At 43.7% G+C, this 25,028-nt stretch carries 30 protein-coding genes, 1 tRNA gene and 1 riboswitch; of the genes, 20 read left to right on the top strand and 11 right to left on the bottom strand.

All coding sequences use genetic code 11. The annotated features are described in order from the left end of the window. From AC6H04_RS05785 to AC6H04_RS05800, 4 genes are all read left to right on the top strand, one after another. Complete coding sequence (locus tag AC6H04_RS05785; protein WP_497570789.1) at positions 1 to 945, top strand: aspartate carbamoyltransferase catalytic subunit; 945 nt, start codon at positions 1 to 3, stop codon at positions 943 to 945. Positions 946 to 947: 2 nt separating this feature from the next. After that, complete coding sequence (pyrC, locus tag AC6H04_RS05790) at positions 948 to 2,222, top strand: dihydroorotase (protein ID WP_497570790.1); 1,275 nt, start codon at positions 948 to 950, stop codon at positions 2,220 to 2,222. A 73-nt stretch (positions 2,223 to 2,295) separates the two neighbouring features. Then, positions 2,296 to 2,505, top strand: a complete 210-nt coding sequence (locus AC6H04_RS05795; RefSeq protein WP_497570791.1) for a hypothetical protein — start codon at positions 2,296 to 2,298, stop codon at positions 2,503 to 2,505. A 131-nt stretch (positions 2,506 to 2,636) separates the two neighbouring features. Next, positions 2,637 to 3,026, top strand: a complete 390-nt coding sequence (locus AC6H04_RS05800) for a hypothetical protein (RefSeq protein WP_497570792.1) — start codon at positions 2,637 to 2,639, stop codon at positions 3,024 to 3,026. Positions 3,027 to 3,171: 145 nt separating this feature from the next. On the opposite strand, the gene AC6H04_RS05805 is transcribed toward AC6H04_RS05800, so the two are convergent. Then, positions 3,172 to 3,510, bottom strand: a complete 339-nt coding sequence (locus tag AC6H04_RS05805) for a hypothetical protein (RefSeq protein WP_497570793.1) — start codon at positions 3,508 to 3,510, stop codon at positions 3,172 to 3,174. 191 nt (positions 3,511 to 3,701) lie between these two features. On the opposite strand from AC6H04_RS05805, the gene AC6H04_RS05810 reads away from it, so the two are divergent. From AC6H04_RS05810 to AC6H04_RS05820, 3 genes are all read left to right on the top strand, one after another. Next, positions 3,702 to 4,382: a Crp/Fnr family transcriptional regulator gene (locus tag AC6H04_RS05810; protein WP_497570794.1), complete on the top strand. Its 681-nt coding sequence runs from the start codon at positions 3,702 to 3,704 to the stop codon at positions 4,380 to 4,382. A gap of 68 nt (positions 4,383 to 4,450) precedes the next feature. Further along, positions 4,451 to 4,523: transfer RNA gene (locus AC6H04_RS05815), tRNA-Ala, on the top strand. 96 nt (positions 4,524 to 4,619) lie between these two features. Further along, complete coding sequence (locus AC6H04_RS05820; RefSeq protein ID WP_497570795.1) at positions 4,620 to 5,435, top strand: hypothetical protein; 816 nt, start codon at positions 4,620 to 4,622, stop codon at positions 5,433 to 5,435. Between the two features lie 620 nt (positions 5,436 to 6,055). Here AC6H04_RS05820 and AC6H04_RS05825 read toward each other — a convergent pair. Continuing rightward, complete coding sequence (locus AC6H04_RS05825; protein ID WP_497570796.1) at positions 6,056 to 6,424, bottom strand: hypothetical protein; 369 nt, start codon at positions 6,422 to 6,424, stop codon at positions 6,056 to 6,058. Positions 6,425 to 6,596: 172 nt separating this feature from the next. On the opposite strand from AC6H04_RS05825, the gene AC6H04_RS05830 reads away from it, so the two are divergent. Beyond that, the gene (locus AC6H04_RS05830) at positions 6,597 to 8,048 is read left to right on the top strand and encodes an MFS transporter (RefSeq protein WP_497570797.1); all 1,452 of its coding nucleotides are present in this window, start codon (positions 6,597 to 6,599) and stop codon (positions 8,046 to 8,048) included. Beyond that, entirely contained in the window at positions 8,049 to 8,735 is a 687-nt protein-coding gene (locus tag AC6H04_RS05835; protein WP_497570798.1) for a YjjG family noncanonical pyrimidine nucleotidase, read from the top strand. Between the two features lie 131 nt (positions 8,736 to 8,866). On the opposite strand, the gene AC6H04_RS05840 is transcribed toward AC6H04_RS05835, so the two are convergent. After that, positions 8,867 to 10,144, bottom strand: coding sequence for an O-acetylhomoserine aminocarboxypropyltransferase/cysteine synthase family protein (locus AC6H04_RS05840; RefSeq protein WP_497570799.1), 1,278 nt, complete (start codon positions 10,142 to 10,144; stop codon positions 8,867 to 8,869). 371 nt (positions 10,145 to 10,515) lie between these two features. Next, entirely contained in the window at positions 10,516 to 10,668 is a 153-nt protein-coding gene (locus AC6H04_RS05845; RefSeq protein ID WP_497570800.1) for a hypothetical protein, read from the bottom strand. Between the two features lie 132 nt (positions 10,669 to 10,800). Between AC6H04_RS05845 and AC6H04_RS05850 the strand changes: the two genes are divergently transcribed. Together AC6H04_RS05850 and AC6H04_RS05855 are read left to right on the top strand one after the other, a co-directional pair. Further along, positions 10,801 to 11,967 (top strand): hypothetical protein, encoded by a 1,167-nt coding sequence (locus AC6H04_RS05850; RefSeq protein ID WP_497570801.1) that lies wholly within the window; start codon positions 10,801 to 10,803, stop codon positions 11,965 to 11,967. Positions 11,968 to 11,979: 12 nt separating this feature from the next. Further along, positions 11,980 to 12,318: a hypothetical protein gene (locus AC6H04_RS05855; RefSeq protein WP_497570802.1), complete on the top strand. Its 339-nt coding sequence runs from the start codon at positions 11,980 to 11,982 to the stop codon at positions 12,316 to 12,318. 622 nt (positions 12,319 to 12,940) lie between these two features. On the opposite strand, the gene AC6H04_RS05860 is transcribed toward AC6H04_RS05855, so the two are convergent. Continuing rightward, positions 12,941 to 13,780: a DegV family protein gene (locus tag AC6H04_RS05860; protein WP_497570803.1), complete on the bottom strand. Its 840-nt coding sequence runs from the start codon at positions 13,778 to 13,780 to the stop codon at positions 12,941 to 12,943. Between the two features lie 195 nt (positions 13,781 to 13,975). Between AC6H04_RS05860 and AC6H04_RS05865 the strand changes: the two genes are divergently transcribed. Together AC6H04_RS05865 and AC6H04_RS05870 are read left to right on the top strand one after the other, a co-directional pair. Beyond that, complete coding sequence (locus AC6H04_RS05865) at positions 13,976 to 14,152, top strand: hypothetical protein (protein WP_497570804.1); 177 nt, start codon at positions 13,976 to 13,978, stop codon at positions 14,150 to 14,152. A 9-nt stretch (positions 14,153 to 14,161) separates the two neighbouring features. Then, positions 14,162 to 14,656 (top strand): O-acetyl-ADP-ribose deacetylase, encoded by a 495-nt coding sequence (locus AC6H04_RS05870; protein WP_497570805.1) that lies wholly within the window; start codon positions 14,162 to 14,164, stop codon positions 14,654 to 14,656. A 94-nt stretch (positions 14,657 to 14,750) separates the two neighbouring features. Here the strand turns inward: AC6H04_RS05870 and AC6H04_RS05875 are convergent, their stop codons facing one another. Next, the gene (locus tag AC6H04_RS05875) at positions 14,751 to 14,939 is read right to left on the bottom strand and encodes an LBP_cg2779 family protein (RefSeq protein ID WP_098823821.1); all 189 of its coding nucleotides are present in this window, start codon (positions 14,937 to 14,939) and stop codon (positions 14,751 to 14,753) included. 266 nt (positions 14,940 to 15,205) lie between these two features. Between AC6H04_RS05875 and AC6H04_RS05880 the strand changes: the two genes are divergently transcribed. Continuing rightward, a complete protein-coding gene (locus AC6H04_RS05880) occupies positions 15,206 to 15,799 on the top strand; it encodes a C40 family peptidase (protein ID WP_497570806.1) in 594 nt (197 codons plus the stop codon). A gap of 135 nt (positions 15,800 to 15,934) precedes the next feature. Beyond that, entirely contained in the window at positions 15,935 to 16,459 is a 525-nt protein-coding gene (locus tag AC6H04_RS05885) for a hypothetical protein (RefSeq protein ID WP_497570807.1), read from the top strand. Positions 16,460 to 16,562: 103 nt separating this feature from the next. Here AC6H04_RS05885 and AC6H04_RS05890 read toward each other — a convergent pair whose 3' ends face one another. From AC6H04_RS05890 to AC6H04_RS05910, 5 genes are all read right to left on the bottom strand, one after another. Next, entirely contained in the window at positions 16,563 to 16,913 is a 351-nt protein-coding gene (locus AC6H04_RS05890) for a hypothetical protein (RefSeq protein WP_497570808.1), read from the bottom strand. A 58-nt stretch (positions 16,914 to 16,971) separates the two neighbouring features. Next, positions 16,972 to 17,628, bottom strand: a complete 657-nt coding sequence (locus tag AC6H04_RS05895; RefSeq protein ID WP_497570809.1) for an energy-coupling factor transporter transmembrane component T family protein — start codon at positions 17,626 to 17,628, stop codon at positions 16,972 to 16,974. Next, positions 17,625 to 19,064, bottom strand: coding sequence for an ABC transporter ATP-binding protein (locus AC6H04_RS05900; protein ID WP_497570810.1), 1,440 nt, complete (start codon positions 19,062 to 19,064; stop codon positions 17,625 to 17,627). Before AC6H04_RS05900 ends, AC6H04_RS05895 begins: the two co-directional genes overlap by 4 nt. A 15-nt stretch (positions 19,065 to 19,079) precedes the next feature. Further along, positions 19,080 to 19,652, bottom strand: a complete 573-nt coding sequence (locus tag AC6H04_RS05905) for an ECF transporter S component (protein WP_497570811.1) — start codon at positions 19,650 to 19,652, stop codon at positions 19,080 to 19,082. Between the two features lie 101 nt (positions 19,653 to 19,753). Continuing rightward, a riboswitch (TPP riboswitch) is annotated at positions 19,754 to 19,844 on the bottom strand. Positions 19,845 to 19,901: 57 nt separating this feature from the next. Further along, positions 19,902 to 21,122 carry an MFS transporter gene (locus AC6H04_RS05910; protein ID WP_497570812.1) on the bottom strand — a complete coding sequence of 407 codons (1,221 nt, stop codon included), beginning with the start codon at positions 21,120 to 21,122 and terminating at the stop codon, positions 19,902 to 19,904. Between the two features lie 268 nt (positions 21,123 to 21,390). On the opposite strand from AC6H04_RS05910, the gene pyrF reads away from it, so the two are divergent. The 5 genes from pyrF (at position 21,391) to AC6H04_RS05935 (ending at position 25,016) form a co-directional block, all read left to right on the top strand. Then, the gene (gene pyrF / locus AC6H04_RS05915) at positions 21,391 to 22,101 is read left to right on the top strand and encodes an orotidine-5'-phosphate decarboxylase (RefSeq protein WP_497570813.1); all 711 of its coding nucleotides are present in this window, start codon (positions 21,391 to 21,393) and stop codon (positions 22,099 to 22,101) included. A gap of 2 nt (positions 22,102 to 22,103) precedes the next feature. Next, positions 22,104 to 22,748, top strand: coding sequence for an orotate phosphoribosyltransferase (gene pyrE / locus AC6H04_RS05920; RefSeq protein ID WP_497570814.1), 645 nt, complete (start codon positions 22,104 to 22,106; stop codon positions 22,746 to 22,748). A 15-nt stretch (positions 22,749 to 22,763) separates the two neighbouring features. Continuing rightward, the gene (locus AC6H04_RS05925; protein WP_497570815.1) at positions 22,764 to 23,570 is read left to right on the top strand and encodes a Cof-type HAD-IIB family hydrolase; all 807 of its coding nucleotides are present in this window, start codon (positions 22,764 to 22,766) and stop codon (positions 23,568 to 23,570) included. Positions 23,571 to 23,622: 52 nt separating this feature from the next. Continuing rightward, positions 23,623 to 24,423: a Cof-type HAD-IIB family hydrolase gene (locus AC6H04_RS05930; protein ID WP_497570816.1), complete on the top strand. Its 801-nt coding sequence runs from the start codon at positions 23,623 to 23,625 to the stop codon at positions 24,421 to 24,423. A gap of 167 nt (positions 24,424 to 24,590) precedes the next feature. After that, on the top strand, positions 24,591 to 25,016 hold the full coding sequence (locus AC6H04_RS05935; protein ID WP_497570817.1) for a MarR family winged helix-turn-helix transcriptional regulator: 426 nt from the start codon (positions 24,591 to 24,593) through the stop codon (positions 25,014 to 25,016). The last annotated feature ends 12 nt before the right edge of the window (positions 25,017 to 25,028 follow it).

Consider the following 25,028-nt stretch of genomic DNA (forward strand, 5'->3'; position numbering starts at 1 on the left):
ATGATTGAAACCACCAAGCCGTTAAGTTACGCAAACGTACTCAGTATGAAAGATTTGGATGCCGATGAAGTGATGGCATTCATTAAAGAAGCCCAGCAGTTTAAAGCTGGTAAACAGATTCACCTGACCCGGCCAGTTTACGCGGCCAACCTGTTCTTTGAAAACAGTACCCGAACCCACACCAGCTTTGAAATGGCTGAACGTAAATTGGGCTTGCAAGTCGTTGACTTCAACCCGGCTGTCAGCTCAGTGAATAAGGGTGAGAGTATGGGCGATACCGTGAAGGCACTGCAGGCTATCGGTGTTGATGTGGTTGCCATTCGTGATCGACATAACGAATATTACAACGCGCTAGTGAATGACCGCAACATTCATGTAGGTATCGCTAACGGGGGTGATGGTTCTGGTGAGCATCCTTCACAATCATTGCTTGATATGATGACGATTTACGAAGAATTTGGCACTTTTGAAGGTTTAAAAGTGGCGATTATCGGTGACTTATCTCATTCACGAGTAGCCCGATCAAACATGGAAGTTTTGAATAAACTTGGTGCTCAGGTCTTCTTCGGCGGACCCAAGAAGTGGTTTGATGAACGCTTTGATGCCTACGGAACTTGGCTACCGGTAGATGATTTGGTTGATCAAATGGACGTGATGATGTTTCTGCGCGTTCAGCACGAACGACTAGATGCTTCAGAAAATAAGAACTTTACTGCGGCTAAATATAATGCTGAATACGGCCTGACACCTGCTCGCAAAGCTCGGATGCAGGAGCACGCCATCATCATGCACCCAGCGCCAGTTAACCGTGGTGTGGAAATTGCCGATGAACTAGTGGAATGTGACTGCTCCAGAATTTTCCAGCAAATGGCTAACGGTGTCTACGTTCGTATGGCAATCATGACAAGTTTGCTGCGTTACCAAGGGTTGGTGGATGAGGATTAATCATGAAACGATTAATTAAAAACGGGCAGTGCCTGGTTGATGGGCATTTACAAGTGCAAGATGTTTTAATTGCTGACGGTAAAATTGAAAAAATAGGGCAGCACATTGCGGCAAATGTGCCGGTTGACCAGATAATTGATGCGCAGGGCTTATTTGTAAGCCCGGGGCTAGTTGACCTGCACGTTCATTTACGGGAACCCGGTCAAACTGATAAGGAAACGGTCAAGACGGGGAGCTTAGCAGCTGCTCATGGTGGTTATACCACCATTGCTGCCATGCCAAACGTTATTCCAGCTCCAGACACGCCAGAACGGATGCAAGATATGCTAGCGTTAAACCAGCGAGACGGCGCAGTTCACATGGTTCAGTATGCCACCATCACTACTGATCGTGGCGGTGATGAACTGGTTGATATGGCGGGCTTAAAGGCTGCTGGTGCCTTTGCATTCAGTAATGATGGTAACGGTGTTCAAACTGCTGGGACGATGTATCAGGGAATGAAGCAGGCAGCTGCATTGAACATGGCGGTGGTCGCCCATGCGGAAGACGACAGCTTGACTTACGGTGGCGTCATGCACGAAGGCAGCGTGTCAAAACGTTTGGGACTGCCTGGCATTCCCAGTGTTTCCGAAACCGCTCAAGTAGCCCGGGATGTGGCGTTAGCAGCTGCCACCGGAGTCCATTACCACGTTTGCCACGTTTCGTCGGCTGCGACGGTTCAGGTCGTTCGAGCAGCGAAAGCAGCAGGCGTGAACGTGACCTGTGAAGTGTCTCCCCATCATTTATTGTTAAGCGATGAGGTGATTACGCGTGATAATGCCATGCTTAAAATGAATCCGCCGCTGGGCAGTGAACAAGATCGACAGGCACTCATTGCTGGACTGCTAGACGGGACCATCGACGTCATTGCTACCGACCATGCACCACACACGGATGCCGAAAAAGCGCAGTCCATGTTGAAGTCACCCTTTGGTATTACTGGTAGTGAAACGGCATTTGCCATGCTATACACCAAATTTGTAAAAACGGGGCAGTTTAGCCTGGCGCAGCTGATCAACTGGATGGCCGTACAACCAGCAGCATTATTCGGACTCAATGCTGGGCAACTTGTTGAAGGTGCACCAGCTGATATGGCGCTATTCGATCTCACCACGCCATTTACAATCAACGCTGCGGACTTCTTATCTAAGGGACACAACTCTCCTTTCGTTGGTGAACAAGTTCTGGGCAAAACCGTGCGCACGATTGTTTCTGGTCAGGATGCCTATTCGATTTAAGCTGCTGACTAGTACTTGCTTTGAAATGCCCTCAATTACTATAATTAAGGTAGTGAAGATTGGGGGAATAAAAATGACTGAGGCACAGTTGGCTGCTTTAAAGCCGTTGCTGGCTACATATAACATCGAATTGGTGACCAGCGGTACGGTAATTATCCATGTGAATGGCCATGAAGCGCAATTAGACGTGACGGGGTATATGCCGGATCAACTGATCAAGCTTGTGTTGGAGATAGTGGGTAATGATCTGAGGGCTGCGTTATTCCAGAAAATGCATCATTAATATAACAGTTATGTGACAATTATTTCAAAATGCTGACAAATATTAACTTGAATGAGATACTGGCGTAATTTTCTTTGACTATACTAGTCCTGTTGGCTACAAACGAACTAGATTGTTGAGGAGAATTAATCTTGTCATTAAAAACTTGGATAGCGAGTCTATTACTCACCGTATCAATGTTTGCGGGCGTTGCCGGTGTGACCGGAACGAACGCAGCTGCAAAAACAAAATATAACCCCAAAGCAGATGCGATTATGAGCATCTCTGCTTTTAAACGTATGGGTCGTGTCCATTATCATCACCGTGTATTTACCTATTATTCACCAAACGGTTCGCACATTTTTGGTATGGGTGCCTACACTTCCGATGGGACTTATACGTTAAATGGGCACGATAAGAACGGCTATTTAATTTTAGCGAATAACAAAAAGTTTGGTACTAAGATTAAGACGCCGTTGGGTGTTGGGGTTGTCCATGATCGTGGCACGTATGGTGGCCACTATGATATTGTTGTGAAGTAGAGAGTGTGAAAATAAGCCTTTATATGTAACTCTTTGCTTGTTTGAGCACGTTTAAGGAATTTAATAAATGTCGTAAAAATAAATAATCCCCATCTGATGGTTTTATCAGAATGGGGATTATTTATTTTAACGGTTGCATTGTAACTTAGTTAAACTTCCAGTCATCGAGTTCTTTTTCATGTTTACCGAGATAGCTGATGGCTTCTTGGACGAGTGATTCAGAATCTTTGTCCAGTTCGTCGGTCGATTCACCAGATTGATAGTCCGCAAGAAACCCTTCACCCACGGCTTTATAGATGCGTTCACGGGCTTCGCCACCATCTTTAAATAGTGAATCTAAGCCCTTAACGTCGCTTTTAGCTGCGTTATAGATGACCTCCGCAAGATCATCTCGATTCCCTAACTTTTTGGCACCATACTCCAATAAGAAGTCGTTCATGTCAACGATCACATTCTCTTTGAGTACTCTCTCAGATTTTTTCAAGAATAATCACCTCTTCTCATTCATTTTAAGACTTTACGTGGTCAAAATTCAACGGGTACGCACTGATAAATAGCGGTTGTTGGCTGATGGTCATCAATCAGACTTGATTTACGTCAAGTTCAATGACTGTCTTATCGGGTATAATCAGGTTAGAATGAAGCAGGAAAGTATGTCGATTGGAGGTTAGGGCTATGCTAGAAAATCATGATGCAATCGCATGTGTTAAGTTAGTACCCATTTTTCAGCAATTAGATCATAACACGATTTCTGCAGTGGCTGAGTTGGTACAGGACCGACACGTCAAAAAGGGTGAATTCGTCTTCATGGCAGGTGACCATGCGAACTCACTGATTATTATGGCGCATGGGCAAGTGAAAGTGACCCAAAGTGCAGCTAATGGTCGGGAACAGTTGATCCGACTCTTGCAAACAGGGGATTTTGATGGCGAATCGGTTTTGTTTGAAGATTCGGAAAGGCAGACCAGTGCGGAAGCCTTAACCGACACACAAATCTGCTTAATTACCCGTCAGGATTTTCAAAAATTAATTAAACAGTCACCAACGGTTGCCATTAACATGTTGAATGCTTTAGGCAAGCGGGTAACCGAACTTGAAGCCCAGGCAGCTGCGACGTTAACAACCAGTGTTGGGGAACGGTTGGCTAACTACCTGGTTGAAACCAGTTCTGAATTAGAAACCAATGATTTTGATTTACCATTGCAAAAAAAGGATTTAGCGCTTTATTTAGGAACCTCGCCGGAAACCATCAGCCGGAAACTGAAACAGTTCTCGACGTCGGGATTAATCACACAGCGAGGACGTAACCACATTAAGCTTAACGATATTGATGGTTTAATGATGGTGGAAAATTAGTCAGTTAAATTAATCATTGTACCTATTAACAGACTGCCCGTTTAGTGGTAGTCTGTTTATGGTTTATTGGGTCCATAGCTCAGTTGGGAGAGCGCCTGCTTCGCATGTAGGAGGTCGACGGTTCAAGTCCGTTTGGATCCATTTTGTTTTGCTCAAAAAAGATTAAGGATTGTATTAACGCATTTAACATGCTATGATTCGGTTAATGTTATGGGTCTATTTTTAGGGGGAATCATAATGATGAAAAAGATTGGTACAAAATTACTTATTGTGATAGCCGTAATGTTTGGTGGTATCGTGGCCGTGCAGCAACCAACCACAGCACATGCGTCAAACAAAATTTCGTCCGTTCCGAGCGGTCATTTTAAGGTATCAAAAGCCGCTTATGCGTTTCACTGGCAAAAAGTTAAAAGTGGCAGCAAAAAGACACAAATCCTTGTATTTGGTGACTTTAAACAACCTACTGTTCGTTATGCTGTCCCAACTAAGTATAAGTTAAGCAAGAATCACCGGACTCTGACGACTTATTATCGTTTGATGAATAAGAATAAGTTAGATAAGACGACTTATCGTATGGATATCTATAAATACAGTAACAGTAAGTATAAAATTAAGTTGAATCGGTATAAGGCGGGCTTGCTGCCAAGTTATAAGGGTAAATCTTACACGGCCGCTGTGACTAAGAGTTCACCAGCGAAGAGTTATGCGTCAACTTATGCTAAGCCTAAATTATTTAATGCAGAATATAAAGCAACTTATAATGCGAATTATGACGCAAACTATAAAGCAGCATATGATGCATACCTTAACCAAGTAATCGACGCAATCAACAAGGGTGCTCAACAAGATTATAAAGATGGTAAAAATGGGGATCCAAGTACACCTGAGGCGCAACAACAAATAAAAGATGCGGCACTTAAATATGTTAAAGACAATACTGACAAAATTACCCAAAATGTCACCAAAAATTTTGCCAAAGCTGTGACCCAAAAGGTTGACAAAGATGTCACCAAGACACTTCAAAACCTGGTTTCGGCATACAACGCACATTAATTTATTTAAGACCAAATAAATTAATCTAAGATTAGTTCTGATGTTAATCGATGAAAATCGAACGATATCAGAACTTTTTATTTACACTGAAAGTGAAGCAAAAACCACACAGAGCTTATGGAACTTCGAGTCTGTGGTATAAAATAGCATTCAGTACTTTCATGGCGCAAATATGGGTTAAGATTGAGGACCTACGAGACCGTGTTTAGGAAATGATTTGACACTGTGAAAGAGTTGAAAGCTTCAAAGTTTGATGAGCTGTGACAAAACGCGGTAGATGCCAGAATTTAACGCAAATAAAACCCACTCCGAAAAGTGCACGGAATGGGTTTTATTTGCGTTAAATGGCCAGAATCTGATTTTTGACGTGCGATTCGGCTATATTGACGTATAGAATCAAAGTATCATGACGACTAATCATAACTAAAAAATGAATTGAAATACGTACCAAGATAGGCTGGCGGTACAATCTCATTTTTTTCGTATAGTAAAAATTATTTCACAGCAACTTCAATTACTGTCGCAATGAGTATCACCAGCTAGCCTTTAATAAACTATATTTCCATTAGAAACATCTTAATTTCAACAGGTTAACAGCCTGATTGGAAAACTTGTCTTCTTTAATGCCGAACTGAACGGTGACCTCCGCTTCGTCGTCCCTTAATGACTTTACGCTTAAATTGGGGTTTGGCGTTATCAGCTTCAAATTTAAAGTGACGCATTTTGCCCGCAAAAGGTTGCCCACTCATGCGGATACGTAGCCAGGACTGCATAGTGGTCAGCATTTGGTTAGCGTTTTCGACTTGAACACTTTGACCTGCTTTTTCAGCTGTTGGGAGAATATCTTCTTGAATCTGTTTAACGAGTTTTTGATGGTAGGCAACCAATTCCATCGTCAGTGGTGCCTGAACGTACTGGTTAAATAAGCCTTCAATGTAGCGCAGCGCGTCCTTAGCGTTTTTTGGTTGATAATAACGATCATCTGTCATGTTTTACACCTCGATTATATAGGATAGCAGTCCCAATCAGGTTAAGCAAGAAAGGGCCTTAAAGATGAGGTTAAAATACTGCTATGAGCGAATTAAGTGTTTGATTAAAAGGGTAAAAAAGCGTAAATTTAAAAATTGTAAATAGCAAGTTTCGAGAGTGAGAAGGTGCAGCGTGGCAAGCAAAGATTACGTAACGGATCAGCGGGTTCAGAAGCATCGCTGGTGGATTCTAGCAGCGGTGGGTTTATTTACATTCATGTCGACTTTAGATGCTAGTATTGTTAACATTGCGTTACCTGTGATTTCAAAGGATCTCAGTATTCCCATGAACCAGTCGGAGTGGGTGGTTTCGATTTACTTGATCGTCATCTGTTCCCTGTTGCTTCTATTCGGTAAACTGGGGGACTCATTGGGGAAAATCAACGTTTTTCGGATTGGTACGTTATTATTTGTTTTGGGTTCGTTGCTGGCTGGGTTTAATGGCAGTTTTTACTTGCTCTTGTCAGCACGAGTGGTTCAGGCGCTGGGAGCGTCAATGACCATGGCAAACAACAACGGTATTATCACCGAAATTTTTCCCTTCAGTGAACGGGGGCGCGCTTTAGGTATGATTGGTTCGTTTGTGGCGTTAGGTGCCATTGCAGGGCCAGGATTGGGCGGTATCGTACTATCTCATCTACCTTGGGGTTATATTTTCTGGTTGAACGTTCCTATTGGGGTGGTCACAATTCTGATTGGCCAAGTGATCTTGCCCGCGGACATCACTAAGACCCACGAGAAAATTGATCGTTTTGGTGCGATAACCATGGCGTTGTTCATGGTATCGTTATTTGTGGGGATCTTTTTAGGACAGGAAATCGGCTTTGCTAACCCGTTGATTTTAGGGCTATTTATTTTCGCAATTGTGATTGGAGCGGCCTTCGTTCGTATCGAAAATTGTCAGACCAATCCGCTACTGGCATTTGGTTTGTTCAAAAATGGTGCGTTTACGATGAGTCTGTTATGCGGGTTCCTCATTTTCGTCACCAACTTCTTCTTTAATGTCATTTCACCGTTTTATTTGGAAAATGCCCGTGGATTAAAACCGAATGTGGCCGGGATGATCCTGATGGCTTACCCAATCGTTCAGGTGATTGTGGCCCCAATCGCGGGCGCAATTTCAGACCGGATTGGTCCTGAACTCATTACGTTTTGTGGGTTAATTTTGATCCTGATGAGTCAAATTGGGTATATGCTGACCGATTTAACGACACCGTTGTGGCTTTTCACCGCAATCGTGGGCTTCGTTGGTTTCGGTAACGGGATCTTCCAAGCGCCTAATAATACCATTGTGATGAGTGCGGTTGCTCCAGAAAATCTGGGCATTGCCGGTGGGATGAATGCGTTAGTGCGTAATTTAGGAATGGTGGTGGGTGTTTCGTTTTCGACAACGGTGCTTTTTAGCGCAATGAGCCACTACCAAGGCACCAAGGTGACCACTTATCTTAACGGTCAACCGGACGTTTTCGTCTATGGGATGCACACTTCATTTTTGATTGCTGCTATTATTTGTGCAATCGCCGCGATGATAACGGGTTATCGCTTGATTAAACGGCCAACTGGGCCAACGAAAGGTGAATCATAAATGGCATATCAGACACTGCTTTTTGATATTGATGATACATTATTGAATTTTCAAGCCGCAGAGAAACAAGCGCTGGAAGGTTTATTTCAAGAACTGAAATTACCGTTAACTGCTGCGACCTATGCGTTTTATCATGCTGAAAATTTGGCTTTGTGGCAACAGTTTGAGTTAGGTCAAATTAGCAAACCTGAGTTGCTTGTTAAGCGGTTTACAACGCTTTTTTCACACTTAGGCGTTACTGGTATTGATGGTCAGGCAATGGAAGAACGTTACCGCTACTATTTGGGACAGGGGCATCAGCCAATGCCACAAGCACCGGAAGTCCTGAATGAGTTATGCCAAGATCACGACTTATACGTGGTGACGAATGGCGTTGCTAACACGCAGCAAAAGCGACTTTCTGAAGCTCATTTTGACCGTTACTTTAAAAACGTTTTTATCTCTGAACTGGTTGGCGCCCAGAAACCGGCACCGGAATTTTTCCAGCGGGTAACGGAAAAAATTCAGTCTTACGAGCCAACCCAAACCATTGTGATTGGCGATTCGTTAACCTCTGATATTAAAGGGGCAGCCAGCTTTGGGTTGGATTCTGTTTGGTATAATCCAACCCATGCGGACAATAAAACTGGCATTAAGCCAACGTACGAAATTGATCAGCTTGAAAAACTGGAAGAGATCGTGGCTTAATCGTTAAATCATGGGAAACAAAAAGCCGACTGCTGTCGGCTTTTAATATACGGTATTTTTGATGATGCCTAATCGTTTAGAAATGAGTAAAATCTGAGAAATTTGCACTTCATTTCATATTTCACATCCAGCTAAATCTTGTCTAACGCTTGTTTCAGATCAGCAATTAAATCGTCCGCGTTTTCAATTCCGACTGAAATCCGGATCAAATCAGGGGTGATACCGGTTGCTTTCAATTCTTCTTCGTTCAACTGTGCGTGGGTGGTTGAAGCAGGGTGAATAATCAGTGAGTGCGCATCGCCCACGTTTGCAAGCAGAGAGAACAGATCAAGGTTTTCGATTAATTGTTTACCTGCAGCCTCGCCACCTTTGAGACCAAGGGTAAAGATCGAGCCTGTGCCCTTAGGGAAGTACTTTTGGGCGAGTGCGTGGTATTTGCTATCTTCAAGTTCAGGATAGTTTACCCAGGCGACCTTTGGATGATCGTTTAAGAACTGAGTGATCTTTTCGGCGTTGGCAACGTGGCGTTCTACTCGCAACGAAAGATCTTCTAGGCCTTGAAGCAATAAGAATGAGTTAAATGGACTGATGGCAGCACCCGTGTCACGTAGCGTTTGAGCACGAACCTTGGTGGTGAATGCGGCAGGAGCCAAGTCACTCCACACGATGCCATTGTAAGTTGGATCTGGTGTAGTAAAGTCAGGATACTTGCCGGATGCAGCATAATCAAATTTGCCGTTTTCGACGATGACACCGCCCATTGAAGTCCCGTGGCCGCCAATGAACTTAGTTGCGGAATGAACAACGACATCGACGCCGTGGTCTAGTGGCTGAATGAGGTAGGGGGTGCCGAAGGTGTTATCAGCAATGAGAATAATTCCGTTGTCGTGGGCAATCTTTGCAACGGCTTCAATATCAATTAAATTGATTCCTGGATTACCGATGGTTTCGATGTAAAGCGCTTTGGTATGGTCGTCGATGGCAGTGGCAAAATTCTCAGGGTCATCTGGATCAACGAAGGTAGTGGTGATACCTAATTTGGGTAGTGTCACGCTGAATAAATCATAGGTTCCACCATAAAGCGTGCTGGCTGAAACAATGTTGTCACCTGCATTAGCAACGTTTAAAACCGCTGCGGTCACAGCAGCAGCACCGGTTGCTAGCGCCACACCGGCAGTCCCGTTTTCAAGTGTGGCAACCCGTTGTTCGACAACGGCAGTGGTTGGGTTAGTTAGGCGCGTATAAATGTTACCTGGATCCGTTAATGCAAAACGTCCAGCCGCTTGTGCAGCATCCTTGAAGACGTATGACGTGGTCTGGTAGATTGGTACAGCTCGGGCACCGGTTTCATCAACAACTTGACCTGCTTGAACTTGTTTTGTTTCAAAATGTAAATTTTTTTCAGTCATATTAATCGCTCCTTGATTTAAATTAATTTGTGATGTGCACTTAGATATGTGTATCAGAAAATGAAAAAAGCGTTCGCTCCATACCAGCCTAAAGCCAGTATGGGACGAACGCCGTGTTACCACCCATTTTCACAGTTCACTTACATGAATTGCCTCAACAACACCTATTGATGTTTGGGATGGTAACGCATCCTTGCGGGTCAGTTGCGTGAACAGCTCACCATCAATTTTGGGTTCATTCGCCAAATCGAGCTATACCTGCCTCTCACTAAATGCAGGTCGCTGTGTAAAGTCTCATTGGGTACTATTCCCATCTAATTTTCATTATCTAATTGCTTTCTAATATAGTCGGTATTGATTTGGAAGTCAAATTATTTTTGGGCTTTTTTTGAAAATAAGCTTTTAAACCAGTTGAAAATGGGTCCCCAGTCCATCATGCCACCCGAGTTAGGCGGCGTTTTGATATCCACTTTAATTTCCGGTAAACTGTGATGTTCTTCAACTTTGCGAAATTTGTCAGGCATGTTAAAATCCCCTTATTAGTGAAATAAAATTTTAACTACATTTTAACGCAAAACGATTGTTTTCAAGCTAGAATTAGCGTAAAGTTTCATTGTTGTACAAGTTATGTAAGCGAACAGAGAGGTGGTGCGTCAATGAATTCGATCATGAATGATCTGCAATATGCATTGCAACGAAAGGCTTTAGTGAATGTTTACCAAGTTAAGCAAAATATTGTTTACACTGGTTATGTTGAGATTGTCGATGATGCTGGTATCATTTTGACAACTTTTGATGATAGCGGCAGTGAAGATGGTGCCGTTTATCTGACATTTGATGTGATTGAATTTGTTGAGTTTGATAGCGACGATCTTGATAATATGCGTTATCGTATTGAAAACGCCACTGCAGAACACTTCTTTTCTTTTGGTCAGATGACCACTGAGTTTGATTCTAAACGGCCGTTGATTCGTCAGGTACTGGAAAACGCCATGGTAGAGGAAACGGCGGTGATGGTTTTAGATAAGCAGAGTGGTGAACTTCATGAAGGTGAAGTAGTCAGAATCTCAGAACGGGATTTTGATTTTCAGGTTTTTAATAAGTTTCACCTGGATCAGCATCCGCTGTTAACCTTTAACTATACAGACGTTGCCTTAATTGAATTTGATGGTAAAGAACTCACACTTCAGACTGCTGCAATGGGTTTCTTGCAGACCCTAACACCCGTTGAAGAGGTGTCAGTATCCAGTTTAACTGGTATCTCAGACGTTCTTCATCGAGCAGAGCAGACCCAGCAACTTGTTTCGATTAAACCGGTAGCAGATGAAGGAATGTTCTTTGTTGGCCGCGTGAATACGATTGGTGAGGATTGCGTGATGGTGAATCTGGTTGATATGACCGGTCAGTTTGGCGGTTATTGGTTGGTCAAATTGACGGCGATTGCCCAAGTTACCACGCAGTCTGATTATTTAGCAGTGATGAAAACTTACTTAACGTTGGATGAAACGTTAGGCGTTACTACACAGACTGGGGTCAACGATGAACGGTTATTTGACGGTACTGATGACTTATTCCAGGAAGTCTTGAGTCAAGCCAGCAAGTTTCATCGGGTGATCCGGTTACAACTGACGGATGATGAGAGTATCACCGGTTATATTAGTAAATTTGGTGGTAACGAAATTATTTTTCATGCGGTTGAGCAGAATACCGTTGTTGATAAGATGGGTACATTGATCGATTTAAGTGAAATTGATGAAGTGGCGTTTGATTATTTGGATGCCATGTTAACTGAAAAACAGTTACGTAATCAAGGCGAACTTTAGGGGGGATCTCCTTTGTGGGAAAAATGGCAGAAAATGCCTAAGTGGTTTAAGGACACCATGGCAGTTATCGTGCCAATGGCGATTTTATTGATTCTTTACGATTTATTATCTCCGCAATTTACACATCAGCCTTATTCGATGACGACTTTTATCGCGTTCCCGTTCCAAGTCATCATTGGTTTTGGACTGCTTGGGTTGTATAACCATCATAAAATTAAAATTATCGAAAAAGACAAAGCACAAAAAGCCGAAGCGGCGCGGATTGAGCGTCTTAAAAAAGAACAGCAGGAACGTCAGCATGAAGAAAATAGCCAACGTAATCGAGCTGTTAAACAAAATCGACCACAATGAGAGTGTGAACCAAGGCGTTTAGAGACTGAAGCAGAACATCACCCCGCCGTAAATCCCGGACTTGGATTTGTGGCGGGGTGATGTTCTGTGCAGGTCTCTGCCTTGGTGAGCACGTTTGAGAGAGTAGTGTATGGCAAAACGTGGTAGATTTCAAAATATAAACATAAATAATGCCAATTCCACGCGAGCTTTACTGGAATTGGCATTTTTTATGTTATCGGGTCAGAGACTGAGTTATGCTATATTTTTCTAAACGTGTTCAACGCGGCAGAGACCTGCATGTAACTAGGTCCCACTATAAATCCAAAACCGGGATTTTTGGTGAGCCCTAGTTACACTCCGGTCTCTAAACGCCGCGTTTCACACTCTTTTTTTTGAAACGTGCTCAAACAAGCAGAGAGTTGCAAATAAGGCATAGACGACGGAAATCCAAAACTGGGATTTCCATCGTCTATGCCTTATTCTCCACTCTCTAACCGCTTGTTTTCACACTCTGTTTGAAATGTGCTCAAACAAGCAGAGACTTGCACGTAAGCAACTCATGGCACAAATCCAAGTTCGGGATTTCCACCATAAGTTACTTACGCTCCAGTCTCTAACCGCTTGCTTTCACACTCTGTGTTTAATCCGTATAAAATTCAATCGCCAACGCACCCACACTGGTATAAGTGCTGATCACTGGACCCGCTTCATGGATGGTTACCAATGTATTTGGTAACGCTGCCTTAATTTGGTTGGCAACTTCACTTGCTTGAGTTAGGTTATCGACGTGCGTTAAGCCAACTTTGGCTGGTGCAATGGTCTTGATTCGTTCCACTAAGTCAGCGATTTCTTTGCGGATAAATCGTTTACCACGCCCCTTAGCCGCCACTCTGAGTTCGCCATCCTTGACTTCTGCCATAACTTTGATGTTCAGCAAATTAGCGATGCCGCCAGCGGCCTTACTAATTCGACCGCCCCTAATGAGGTTTTCCAACGTGTTGAGAAAAACGTAAATCTCAGTGTGGGAACGGTGTAGTTCAATGGCGTTCAGAATGGTATCCATTGGGGCACCATTTTTAGCCAATTTAGCCGCGGTGATTACTTGAAATGCCAGTCCGCGGTCAATTGACTTTGAGTCAACAACGGTGACTTTAGTCTCGGAAATTTCTGCTGCTTGTCGAGCAGCGTTGACTGTTCCGCTCAAAAAATGAGTCAGGTTAAGGCATAAAACCTCGTCGCCATTTTCACCAAGTCGGTTGAAGGCCTCTAAAAACTGCCCAATTGAGGGCTGACTGGTTTTAGGAAGTTCATCATCGTTGACTAAATGACTCAAAAACTGGGCGTTGGTGATTTGAACACCATCATTTAAAAATTCTTCTTTACCTAAACGAACAATCAACGGTACCACGGTAATTGGTAAAGTTGCCGCTTCTTCAGCAGTTAACTGAACCGTTGAATCCGTTACGATTTGAATAGACATAAGTCCACCTCTTTAGTGAATTACTCAACCCGTCCTGTGTAAGACGTGCTGCTTAGTGATTAATCTAATAAAATCAATGCCATGAACTATGGAACATGGTCTTTCACCAATTTCAAGTTTGGCGGTATACTTAATAATACGTACTAGGCACATTATACCGTAAAATCAGCCAAACATGAAAGATGGGTTAAGAAAATGACGGAGTCTAAAAAGAACGATAGCCAGGATGAACCAACGCCAGCGAAAAAACCGTTAAACCTCAATGATTTGGCATCTAATCCGATGCGAGTGGGCATGGAACGGCTGGCACAGGAGAAAAAGGTACAGACGAAACAGCATAAGAAACACTGGTGGTCGAGAAAAAAGAAGTGAGGTGTTTAAATGGCTGATCTTAAATTGATTCAAGGCGATATCACGACTTTTAAAGGTGACGCCATCGTTAATGCCGCTAACACTGGTTTAGTTGGTGGAGGCGGCGTTGACGGTGCCATTCACCGGGCTGCTGGACCCGAGCTGGATATTGCCTGCCGAAAGTTGCATGGCTGTCCAACTGGTGACGCGAAAGTGACGCCGGGTTTTAAGTTACCGGCTCGGTTTGTCATTCACACACCGGGACCGATTTGGCGTGATGGTTCTTTTGAAGAGCCTAAGTTACTTCGTAGCTGTTACGAGAATAGTCTGAAGCGGGCGGTGGAGAATCATTGTCAGACAGTGGCATTTCCGTCCATCAGCACGGGGATTTACGGTTATCCCTTAGACGAAGCCTGCAAGATTGCGGTATCAGCCATTCGAAAGTTTGACGCACCGCTTCAAGTGACAATGGTGGCGTTTGATCAAAAAACGTACGACGCCTTTAACGAAGCAATGGGAAACTAAAAACAGCTTGTTAATCAGAGAACATCTGATCAACAAGCTGTTTTGTCTATACTGTGATACTTGTACCGCGTTCATTGATGTTGACCCCTATGAATTAGTTTGCGCCGATAAAATGATTCAGTACCGCAGTTTCTTCAGTCGTTGGGTCACTTTCCATTGACTTGATATTGTGTAACCGTTCAACTGTAATGTGAAGATTTAAGGCCAGTTCAGTATCTGTAAGATTATGTTTCTTTTGATATTGAATGATTTTTTCTGCAATACCGTTTACTTCTTGTTCCATAATATACCTCCACCTGATATGACTTAAAACTAAACACAACTAAACCTAGGTTCATTATAAACGATTTTTGGGAGTCCGCCAAAGAATTAGAAGTTTGGATGAGTAATAATTCAGAATAATACTGAGGGAACTTAAACAACAGTGATTAAGCAGGTAGATCAATGAAAAAGGGACAAAAGTTACATAAAATCAACTGCACTGTAATCTTTTCGTGATGTTACTCCTGTATCATTGTAAATATTAATAATTAATATGAGGTGATAGTTATGAACCTAAAACACAGTTTACTGATGCTGACGGCCACCGTTTCCTTGTTTGGCGCAACGGTCACTACGGCTTCAGCTGCAACCATTCAGGCATTACCTAACCAAGAGGCAACAAGAGCGGCTCATGACGCCGTTGAAGGAAGTAATGACAGCCAGACTGCAACTACGGCTCAGTCAACTGACAATAGTTCTACTGTTGTCGATAATGATGGTGAAACTGCCACCACGTCTCAAACTAAGGCAGTGGTTAATTTAGCGAAGAAGTTAGCCACCATGAACATCCCCTACGTGTGGGGTGGTGAATCATTGCACGGTATGGATTGTTCCGGTTTGACGGATTACGTTTACGCGCACGCTGCCAATATTCACCTGGGACACTATACGGTAACTCAAGAGGGGCAGGTCAATCGTAAACCCGTTTCTCAAGCTAAACCAGGGGACCTACTTTTTTGGGGATCGGCTGGTGCTACACACCACGTTGCCATTTATATCGGCAATAACCAGTTTGTAGCAGCGCCTCAACCAGGTCAAAACGTAGATGTTGAGACTATCAGCAGTTACTTCATGCCAAGTTTTGCAGGGACCGTTAAGTAATAATCGCTATCCCCACGTATTCGTTTGCACTCATGTTATAATGGGCGTAAATAAGTAAGGGGGGAGTGGCAGATTCTGTGGGATGAATTTGTCCAATGATAAGCGATGAAAACATTAATCAAGATAGTGTTACCAATGGCAGTTTTAGGATTGCTTGGGGGTTGTGGCTCACAGGAAAAGTCGCATTCGGCATCAACCAAGTCCCAAACAAGTCAGGTAGCGAAATCTAAGACTAGTAGTCGTTCTGAAAGCGATTCTTCAACTAAGGCTGTAGCTGAATCTTCTACTGAAGCCAAAAAGCCCAGCGAAAAAAAGCAGGATAGCCAAACGACTAAACAGCAAGCTCAAACTAAAGGCTCTCAAGAAAATGTCACTGAAAGTCACCCAGCAGTGACGCAGCAGGTGCTTGCCAGCCGAATTTCGCGGTTGCTCAGTGGTCAGTATGCTCCTCAGGATTTAAGCTTTCAGTTTAGTCAATCTGGTGCTGGTATTTATACGGTTCAAGTACAGGAAAACCACCAGTCGCCCAATATGAAGGCTAAGGGTGCGGATCCAAGCACCAGTCCCACGATTGCATGGTTTAAGACCAATGCGAAGGGCCAGCTACTCAAGTCAGTTGACGGCGGTGTTAATTACGTGGTCGTTGGTAATGCGTATTAAAAATAGAGCTGTTTCACGGCTCGGAATTTAAATAAAAAACAAACAAGCGCTATTTCGAGCAATTCGGAATAGCGCTTGTTTGTTTTAATTAGTATCTGGTGAGTTACCACATACCGTGTTTTTTTCGAATCGATGATCTAAATCCAAACAGGGTAACGATAAAGGCAAAGAATGCAATTGCAGCAACGATTGTCCACAACCAGCTGTTAGTTTGAACGAAAACGTAGTAGCCAACGCCGATTGAACTGAAAAAGGTTAGTAGCAAAGATAAAAAGAGATTGTCGATACCATAAAACGCGTGACCGATAGTCAAAACAATGGCACCTGTAAACACGGTTTCTGCGCTTACCATACTGCCTAAGTGATAGAAAAATGCACCTAGTTCAAGTAATACGCCCAGAACCATTACGGTCACGCCAAATGCTGTCGTGAATTTTAGTGGTTTTCGAGCCATAATGATCACCTTCTTTAAACTATATTATAAATCTTTTAAGTGAAATGGGGTAATCATATCATTGCAAATGTAAGCCAAATAACGCAAATTGTAATAGTACCAAACTACCAATAACGATCAACCAGTCCCACCAGCGGATACGGATCTGTTTGAAATACGTGCGGGGAGCGCCTTCAGAAAAGCCGTGTGAAGTCATGGCTTCAGCTAAGTTTTCTGACCAGTCTAACGAGGCAAGAATAGCCTTAAAATAGAGTTGGGGTGACCAAATATGCAGCGCTTGTCCGCGCATATTGCCAGCTGCCCGGATGACATTTACTTCACTAATAATTTTTGGCAGCAAGTTGAAAGCGCCTAAGAAACCGTAAGCAAACTTACTGGGAATGTGCGCATTCTGTTCCAGAGACATCACCAAATCAGCAACTGAAGTGGTTAACGTTGCGGCTGAACCCACAAAGACGTAGGCGTAGATCCGGGTGAACAACACTAGGGCAAAATGGATGCCAGCGTTTGACTGCAATAAAATCGCTACTGCCAGTGCCAGTGCCGGAATTAAGGGGACAAAGAACAGCAGTACAAGTCGCTTTAAGCTCGGTCGGCTGCTGAGGATGATTAATAAACCAATCACTGCCAACCCTAAGTTAACTGTCCAGGTATTAGTAAAGGAAATTTCTAGCGCAATCAGTACCGCTAATAAGAATTTTAAACTTGGATTCACGCTAATCCCTCCACATACTGTAATTGTTTGTTTTCCAGAGTGACATGGTAGTCAACTAAGGCATCCAAGCCAAAGAGCTGATGGCTGACAATGATCATGGTTTGCTGACAATCTTTCGCAACTTGTTTCATGATGGTCATAATGGCTTGCAATGAGCTAAAATCAAGCCCAGTGAACGGTTCATCGAACAGCAAGACTGGAGTGGCCATGATCAGCATTTCTAAAATTTGCAATTTTTTCTTTTGACCGCCGCTTAACGTGTAGACTACTTGGTCTTGCAACTGAGTTAACTGTAATTGTTCTAGAAATTTAGGAATACGATCCTTAAAATAAGCGGGTGCCTGACTATTTTTTAAAGACAGTGTCAGTTCTTCTGCAACCGTCACGTTTAAGAACTGCTGATCAGCATCTTGGAAGACCAAGGCGACTTGTTGGTATAGTCGATTAGGTCGAATTTTAGCAATTTCCTTTTGGTTAAGTAACAAGGAACCGTTGTATTGATGCAGTTTTGAAAGCGCTAATAGCAAAGTCGATTTACCTGTACCATTAGCACCGGTCAACAGGGTGATGTGATGCTGGAAGAAGTCAATTTTAGGTTGTGACACCAGAGTGGAAGTACCAGCGATTAATTTTAAATCATGTGCTGAAATAATCGGCTGATCAGTTTCCTTTGGCAAAAGTAATTGCTGATTAGAGGTATCCTGCCGTTTAAAACTAGCCATTTTTTGCGTCGCCGCATCGGAGTCGAGTAATTCGAGTGAGTCACCCGTACCATTTAGCACAAAAAGGTGATCGATATAAGCATCATAGTCTTCAAGGTCGTGATCGGAAATGATAATGGTCTTGTGCTCTTCGTGCTGCAGTCTTGAAAGCTTAGCTAACAATAACTGACGGGCAACTGGATCGACGCTGGCAAAAGGTTCATCTAACAGGATGGTGTCGGCTTGCATGGCGATGATTACAGCTAGGGCAACTTTTTGTTTTTCACCACCTGAGAGACTATTAAGTTGGCGATGACGTAACGGACTAATCTCCACGTAATCAAGTGCTCGGTCAACCCGGGGCATCATTTCTTCTGGTGCCACGCACTGATTTTCTAACGCAAAAATTAATTCACGTTCGACTGTGTCCATGGCAAACTGCTGGTTGGGGTTTTGAAACATCATTGCAACTAGCTGGCCACGCTTTGTTTCTGGTATGTCACTAATTTTGGCGTCGTTTAACCGGACTTCTCCGGCAGTAATCAGGCCACCAAACTTCGGGTAAAGGCCACTAATAATCTTCATCAGGGTGGACTTACCAGAACCAGAGGGACCCGTCAGCAGTGAAAAGCCGCCGTCAGGAAAAGTGGCTGAAATATCAGCCAAAGTCAAAGGCTTTTGACCGTCCTCAGTCGGATAAGAAAATGATAGTTGATTTACCGAAATCGTTGCCATGAGTTTACCTCAATTCTAGCGCGTTTGAGTTTGCATCAAGTGTGTCCGGTCAAGCAAGTTGACGATGGCCTTAACCAGTAAACCGGAGAAGATCCAAGTTGAAACCAGACGGATGATGAACAGTGCAATCAGCAGGCCAATGTGATACTTGGAGTAACCGTTACGAATCATGTCCCAACCAAAAGTGACGATGGTGGTGGTCAGCACACTGAGATTCAGGCTAAACCAGTCGTAACGCTTGTAGCCAGTGAAGGTAAAGCCTAATTCTGAAGCAACCCCTTGAACAACACCGGAGATCATGGTGCTAGCACCCCATTGACCGCCAAGGAACATTTCAACTACCGACCCTAAAAGTTCACCAAGGGTAGCCGAACCGACTTTTTTAAAGACGTATCCGGATAATGGACCAGCCATCACCCAGATGCCCATGATGATGTCATTGGCGCCGGGGCCAAGTCCAACTGGTGTGAGGGCAACTGTTAGTACGTTGTACAATGGACCGACGACCCAATAGATCACCCCAAAGAAAATCGCAATTAACGTTAGCAAGATAATGTCGCGTAAGTGCCAAGCATTTGAATATTTCATGACAAAAGCCTCCAAATATAGTTTTGCTAAACGTTTTCCACAGAAAAAGAGTCAAAGATAAACGATTATCTTTGACTCTTCCTTTTGGCTTTTATCATCAGAAAATAAATGCATTATGCTCCCTTCGCTGGTATTAACCAGATCAGGTTCAATGGGTGGTATCTCAGCCAAAAGGCACCCCAGATAACGTTTAGTACAATGTTCAGTCTACACGGACTAGTTAGTATTTGCAAGCAAACTAATGCGGAGTTATGCGCGACCTAACTTCTTTAAATTCGGAATTGTCAGCATGGTGCATAGACTAATGATGTAGAGGATTGACAGGAATCCCATGACGACGATTAAACTGTAATGATCCATCAAGAAACCGATTGCTACACTGGAGAAGCCACCGATTGCACGTCCAACGTTAACGATAACGTTGTTGGCAGTTGAGCGGATTTCAGTTGGGTAAAGCCGAGAAATGACAGCACCATAACCACCGAACATGCCGTTTGAGAAGAAACCAAGAATGGCGCCGGCGATCAGTAAAGTCACCTCATTAACTGCCAGGGTGATGCTAAAGACTGCAACTGCGGAGCAAATCAAGAAAATACCAAATGCCAAACGGGGACCGAAATAATCAAGAATGCTGCCGAAAGTCATCATCCCAATACTCATGCCGACAATCGTTGCAATCATCCAAATAGAGGAACCAGACACGCTTAAGTGCAATTTCTGTTGCATGATGGAAGGCAGCCAGTTCATTAAACCAAAGTAGCCGGCAATTTGGACCACCACCATCACGCTAAGGGCAATGGTTTGATAAGCTAGCTTGGGTGTCTTGAACAGTGCACTGATTCGAACCCGTTTGCTGGGATCTTTTTCAGCCTTCTTGGCGGCTAAAAATTCGTCGCTATCGTGTAAATGACGACGGATGAAGTAGGTTAAGCCAACCGGAATCAAGCCGAATAAGAACAGTGCCCGCCAGCCGAATGCAGGAATAATAAAGGCGGCAGAGATGGCGGCTAAAATAGCACCAATTTGACCACCAATTGCGGCAATAGACGTCATTTTACCGATCTTATGATGATTAAAGTTTTCGGCAATCAGCGTAATGCCGACACCGTATTCACCACCAGCACCAACACCGGCAATAAAACGGCAAAGGTAGATCAGTGTAATGCTATTTGCGAAGTACATGGCAGCAGTGGCAAAAGCAAAAATGAATACGGTGTGAGAAAAAGTCCGTACTCGTCCAAAACGGTCAGCAATAACGCCGAAAAAAATGCCACCCACTAGCATGCCCAAATTAGTGATTGATGAAATCAGCCCTGCCTGAGCACCGTTGATATGTAAATCAGCGATGATGGAAGAAAGTGCGAAGGAGAGGAATAAAACGTCCATATTCTCCAAAGCAAATCCCGCCGAGGTAGAAGCGATCGTCCACTTTTGGTTCTTACTTAGTGCGTGGTGTGCAGTAGTTTCCATATTCAGTTTCCTCCAAAATAAGTGCTCACTGGCACTTGTTATTTTTGCGGTTACGGATCTAACCGTCGCTGGTATTGTGACATAGTTTATTGACGAATACAAGTACTTCTTGACGGTAACTAGCTGACTGATGTAAACTCAAAGCAAGATATCTTTAACTTAGCCCAGTGAGACTAACAAGTTTACGGAAGAAGTCCATCTTCTTGATGGAACCAGTGAACCGTTTAGCGCTCGAGCTAAACGGTTTTTTGTGTAGAAAGGAGAAAAAATGCGTCCCATTATTATTGCGTTAGACTTTGAGGATCGGAATCAAGTATTCAATTTTTTGGATCAGTTTGACCACCAAGATCAATTATTTGTGAAGGTTGGCATGGAACTCTTTTACTTTGAGGGACCGAAGATTCTATTGGAATTGCGTAAGCGTGGGATCCAGGTTTTCCTTGATTTAAAATTGTACGATATTCCTAATACCGTTGAGCAAGCCATGTATCAGTTAGGTCAGCAGGAGGTTTCCATGGTGACGGTTCACGCGGCTGGCGGGGCTGAGATGATCAGCAGAGCAAAGAAGGGACTATTACGTGGTAGTCAAAAAGCCGGCGTGAAACCAGCTAAATTACTTGCCATTACGCAGCTCACTTCAACGTCTGAAGAACAGATGCGTACTGAGCAGTTGGTCAATGCCAGCTTGACGGAATCAGTCCGGCATTATGCGCAGTTAGCAGAGGCTAGCGGGGCCGATGGCGTTATTTCATCAGCCCTTGAAGACCCCATGATTCACCGTTCGACCAGTGATGACTTCTTGTGCATCAACCCCGGGATTCGGTTAGCTACTGATAGTGCCAACGATCAAAAACGGGTGGTGACACCGGCTCAAGCTGCTGAGCTGGGCAGTGACGGTCTGGTGGTTGGCCGATCGATTACTCAAGCGGATGATCCGGTTGCTGCGTATCAAAAAATTGCCAAAGAATGGGAGCTATAATTATGACTGAAATTGCACGTCAAATTGCACAGGATCTTTTAGAAATCAATGCTGTCACGCTGTCCCCGAAAGAGCCCTTCACCTGGGCCAGCGGGATTCAGGCGCCAATCTATACGGATAACCGGCGGACGATTGCTTTTCCAGCAGTTCGGACTCACATTGCTGAAGGTTTAGCAAGCTACATCAAAGCTCATTTTCCAACTGCCACTGTGATTGCTGGTGTAGCAACTGCTGGTATTCCTCACGCCGCTATCGTAGCTGATAAGCTTGGACTACCTATGAGCTACGTACGGTCAAAGCCCAAGGATCATGGAACGGGTCAGCAAATTGAGGGCCAAATCTTACCAACGGATAAAGTGGTGCTGATCGATGATTTGATCTCAACTGGCGGCAGTGTGTTAGGTGCCGCCAAAGCGGTTCAGCGTTCGGGTGCGGAAGTACTAGGCGTCTTAGGCATCTTCTCTTACGAATTGCCGGATAGTGCTGAGAACTTTGCGAAAGCGGAATTGTCCTTGCATACGCTGACTAATTACAGTACGCTGATTCAGTTGGCTAACGAAAACCACGATATTGATCAAGCGGAACTTAATTCGTTGCAGCAATGGCGGCAAGATCCATGGCACTGGTTACCAGCAGAATCTAAGTAACGGGGATGGTTCAAGATGTCCATCAAATTAATTGCGACTGATATGGATGGTACCTTTTTAAATGATCAAAGTGATTACGATCATTCACGGTTTCAAAGATTACTAACAAAAATGACACAGCAAAATGTCCGGTTTGTGGTTGCTAGTGGTAACCAGTACCCGCATTTGCCCCAGTATTTTCAAGGTTTAACTGGCGAAATCACATACTTATCTGAAGATGGGGCACACATTGTCTCAAACGAGCAGACCATCAGTGAAGATGTGATTCCACATGATGTATTAATTGAATTTCTACAGTGGATGAGTATTCAGCCACTCTTTAAGCACGCGTGGGTGCTGCTTTCTGGTCGACAAGCGGCTTGGACTGAAATGCTGGCGACCTCAACACGGTTTAAAAAGTCCGGTTATTTTTATGGTAATTTGACCCACGTGATGAATCTAGCCGAAGTGAACGATGACATTTATAAAGTCGATATTACTTGGCCTGCCTTTGATGTTTCCGCTCAAGAAGCGTTAGTTAATGAAGCCTTTGCGGGTAAATTACGGGCGACGTCCAGTGGCTTTGGCGGCATTGACGTGATCCTTCCCTATGTGAATAAGGCGTATGGATTGGGCAAGCTGCAGCAAAAATGGCGCATTAGCCATGATGAAACACTTGCGTTTGGCGATAGCGGCAACGATTTGGAGATGCTGCAGCAGGCTAAGTACGGCTACGTGATGAAAAATGCGCCGGAGTCCGTAAAGCAGCAGGTGAATTTAATCACCCCGCTAACCAACAATGAGAGTGGCGTTCTCGCTGTGATTGAAGATTTCCTCAAATAGTTTGAATGGGTTATACTAAAACTATTGTGAAGAAATTAATGAGGTGGATAAAATGATTAAATTAGTAGCCCTGGATCTAGACAATACGTTACTAACAAACGATAAAAAAATCAGTCAGGTCAACGAACTGGCTTTAAAAAAATTAACCGCAACTGGTGTTAAGGTCGTTTTATGTACGGGACGGCCAATCAACGCCATTTGGCACTATATTGAACAACTTGGTTTAACGGGTACCGACGATTATACGATTACCTTTAATGGTGCGCTGGTAATTAATAATACTAGTCGCGAGGTTTTGGCTAAGCAGGGGCTCACTAAGACTGATTTAGTACCGCTACATGATTTTTGTAAGGCTAATGGGTTTCCCATGGACATTCTGGACTTTGATCAGGTTTATCCAGTCACGGATTTAGTGAAGTCAATTTACACGTTGGGTGGTGGCATCAAGTTCGCGCCCATGACGTTTGATGAACTGCCTGATCATTTGTATGCGAAAGTTGTTGCTGCTCAAAAGCCGGCAGAACTGGATCAAATGATTGCCACGTTGACACCTGAACTTCATGAAAAGTATCATATTGCCCGGTCACAACCGCACATTCTGGAGTTCTTGAGTGCTACAACTGACAAGTCAGTGGGTCTGCATGCACTCTTGCAACATTTCGGCTGGGATGAGAGTAACCTCATGGCTTTTGGCGATGCTGAAAACGATGCGGGTATGCTAAAGGCCGCGTCTGTTGGCGTAGCAATGGCGAATGCGATTCCTGAAATTACGGCGTTGACTAACTACCACACTGGAACTAACGAAGAAGACGGTGTCGCGGAATTCGTTGATCAATATTTTAAACTTAACTAGCCATTTATAAGTAGTGTAGCTCTTGATTTTCAATAGAGAATCAGGGGCTTTTTTTATGCCACTGGAGTTGCGTGGTAACTGTTGGATGGAAAATTTAGCTTGCTTGCACTTCAATTCAGTGTTATTATTTATTTCAATCGCACACGATTGATTGAGGAGGCTTACCCATGACAACGCACGTTCATATTGCTGATCAACTTTGTTTCAGCACGTATAATGTCAATCGATTGTTTAACAAATTTTACCAAGAAGCGCTGGCACCGTATCAGTTAACTTATTCGCAGTATTTGCTTTTGACAGCGCTGTGGGAAAATGACCATCAAGAACTCCGTGATTTAGGTGAAGTTCTGCATTTGAAGTCAAATACCTTAACGCCATTGGTAAAACGGATGGAGCAGCGTGGCTGGGTGAGTCGCACTCGGCCTGATGATAAACGGCGCCTCATTGTGAACTTGACGGACAAAGCCAAGGATAGTGAGGAACCGATTCATGAGGAGTTGGCGACGTGTTTAGGTCGCCGACACATGTCCTATGAGGACTATCAGCAAGCGTTAGCTTTAAACCAAAAATTTATCGCCGCTTTTAACGAGTAAGGCGGTTTTATT

It is taken from the genome of Secundilactobacillus sp. MJ173, assembly GCF_059704265.1.

Bases quoted from the DNA above. Each gene is read 5' to 3' on its own strand.
- AC6H04_RS05785 (WP_497570789.1), top strand. From the start codon at position 1: ATGATTGAAACCACCAAGCCGTTAAGTTACGCAAACGTACTCAGTATG.
- pyrC (WP_497570790.1), top strand. From the start codon at position 948: ATGAAACGATTAATTAAAAACGGGCAGTGCCTGGTTGATGGGCATTTA.
- AC6H04_RS05795 (WP_497570791.1), top strand. From the start codon at position 2,296: ATGACTGAGGCACAGTTGGCTGCTTTAAAGCCGTTGCTGGCTACATAT.
- AC6H04_RS05810 (WP_497570794.1), top strand. From the start codon at position 3,702: ATGCTAGAAAATCATGATGCAATCGCATGTGTTAAGTTAGTACCCATT.
- AC6H04_RS05820 (WP_497570795.1), top strand. From the start codon at position 4,620: ATGATGAAAAAGATTGGTACAAAATTACTTATTGTGATAGCCGTAATG.
- AC6H04_RS05825 (WP_497570796.1), bottom strand. From the start codon at position 6,424: ATGACAGATGATCGTTATTATCAACCAAAAAACGCTAAGGACGCGCTG.
- AC6H04_RS05835 (WP_497570798.1), top strand. From the start codon at position 8,049: ATGGCATATCAGACACTGCTTTTTGATATTGATGATACATTATTGAAT.
- AC6H04_RS05840 (WP_497570799.1), bottom strand. From the start codon at position 10,144: ATGACTGAAAAAAATTTACATTTTGAAACAAAACAAGTTCAAGCAGGT.
- AC6H04_RS05845 (WP_497570800.1), bottom strand. From the start codon at position 10,668: ATGCCTGACAAATTTCGCAAAGTTGAAGAACATCACAGTTTACCGGAA.
- AC6H04_RS05850 (WP_497570801.1), top strand. From the start codon at position 10,801: ATGAATTCGATCATGAATGATCTGCAATATGCATTGCAACGAAAGGCT.
- AC6H04_RS05860 (WP_497570803.1), bottom strand. From the start codon at position 13,780: ATGTCTATTCAAATCGTAACGGATTCAACGGTTCAGTTAACTGCTGAA.
- AC6H04_RS05865 (WP_497570804.1), top strand. From the start codon at position 13,976: ATGACGGAGTCTAAAAAGAACGATAGCCAGGATGAACCAACGCCAGCG.
- AC6H04_RS05870 (WP_497570805.1), top strand. From the start codon at position 14,162: ATGGCTGATCTTAAATTGATTCAAGGCGATATCACGACTTTTAAAGGT.
- AC6H04_RS05875 (WP_098823821.1), bottom strand. From the start codon at position 14,939: ATGGAACAAGAAGTAAACGGTATTGCAGAAAAAATCATTCAATATCAA.
- AC6H04_RS05880 (WP_497570806.1), top strand. From the start codon at position 15,206: ATGAACCTAAAACACAGTTTACTGATGCTGACGGCCACCGTTTCCTTG.
- AC6H04_RS05885 (WP_497570807.1), top strand. From the start codon at position 15,935: ATGGCAGTTTTAGGATTGCTTGGGGGTTGTGGCTCACAGGAAAAGTCG.
- AC6H04_RS05890 (WP_497570808.1), bottom strand. From the start codon at position 16,913: ATGGCTCGAAAACCACTAAAATTCACGACAGCATTTGGCGTGACCGTA.
- AC6H04_RS05900 (WP_497570810.1), bottom strand. From the start codon at position 19,064: ATGGCAACGATTTCGGTAAATCAACTATCATTTTCTTATCCGACTGAG.
- AC6H04_RS05905 (WP_497570811.1), bottom strand. From the start codon at position 19,652: ATGAAATATTCAAATGCTTGGCACTTACGCGACATTATCTTGCTAACG.
- AC6H04_RS05910 (WP_497570812.1), bottom strand. From the start codon at position 21,122: ATGGAAACTACTGCACACCACGCACTAAGTAAGAACCAAAAGTGGACG.
- pyrF (WP_497570813.1), top strand. From the start codon at position 21,391: ATGCGTCCCATTATTATTGCGTTAGACTTTGAGGATCGGAATCAAGTA.
- pyrE (WP_497570814.1), top strand. From the start codon at position 22,104: ATGACTGAAATTGCACGTCAAATTGCACAGGATCTTTTAGAAATCAAT.
- AC6H04_RS05925 (WP_497570815.1), top strand. From the start codon at position 22,764: ATGTCCATCAAATTAATTGCGACTGATATGGATGGTACCTTTTTAAAT.
- AC6H04_RS05930 (WP_497570816.1), top strand. From the start codon at position 23,623: ATGATTAAATTAGTAGCCCTGGATCTAGACAATACGTTACTAACAAAC.
- AC6H04_RS05935 (WP_497570817.1), top strand. From the start codon at position 24,591: ATGACAACGCACGTTCATATTGCTGATCAACTTTGTTTCAGCACGTAT.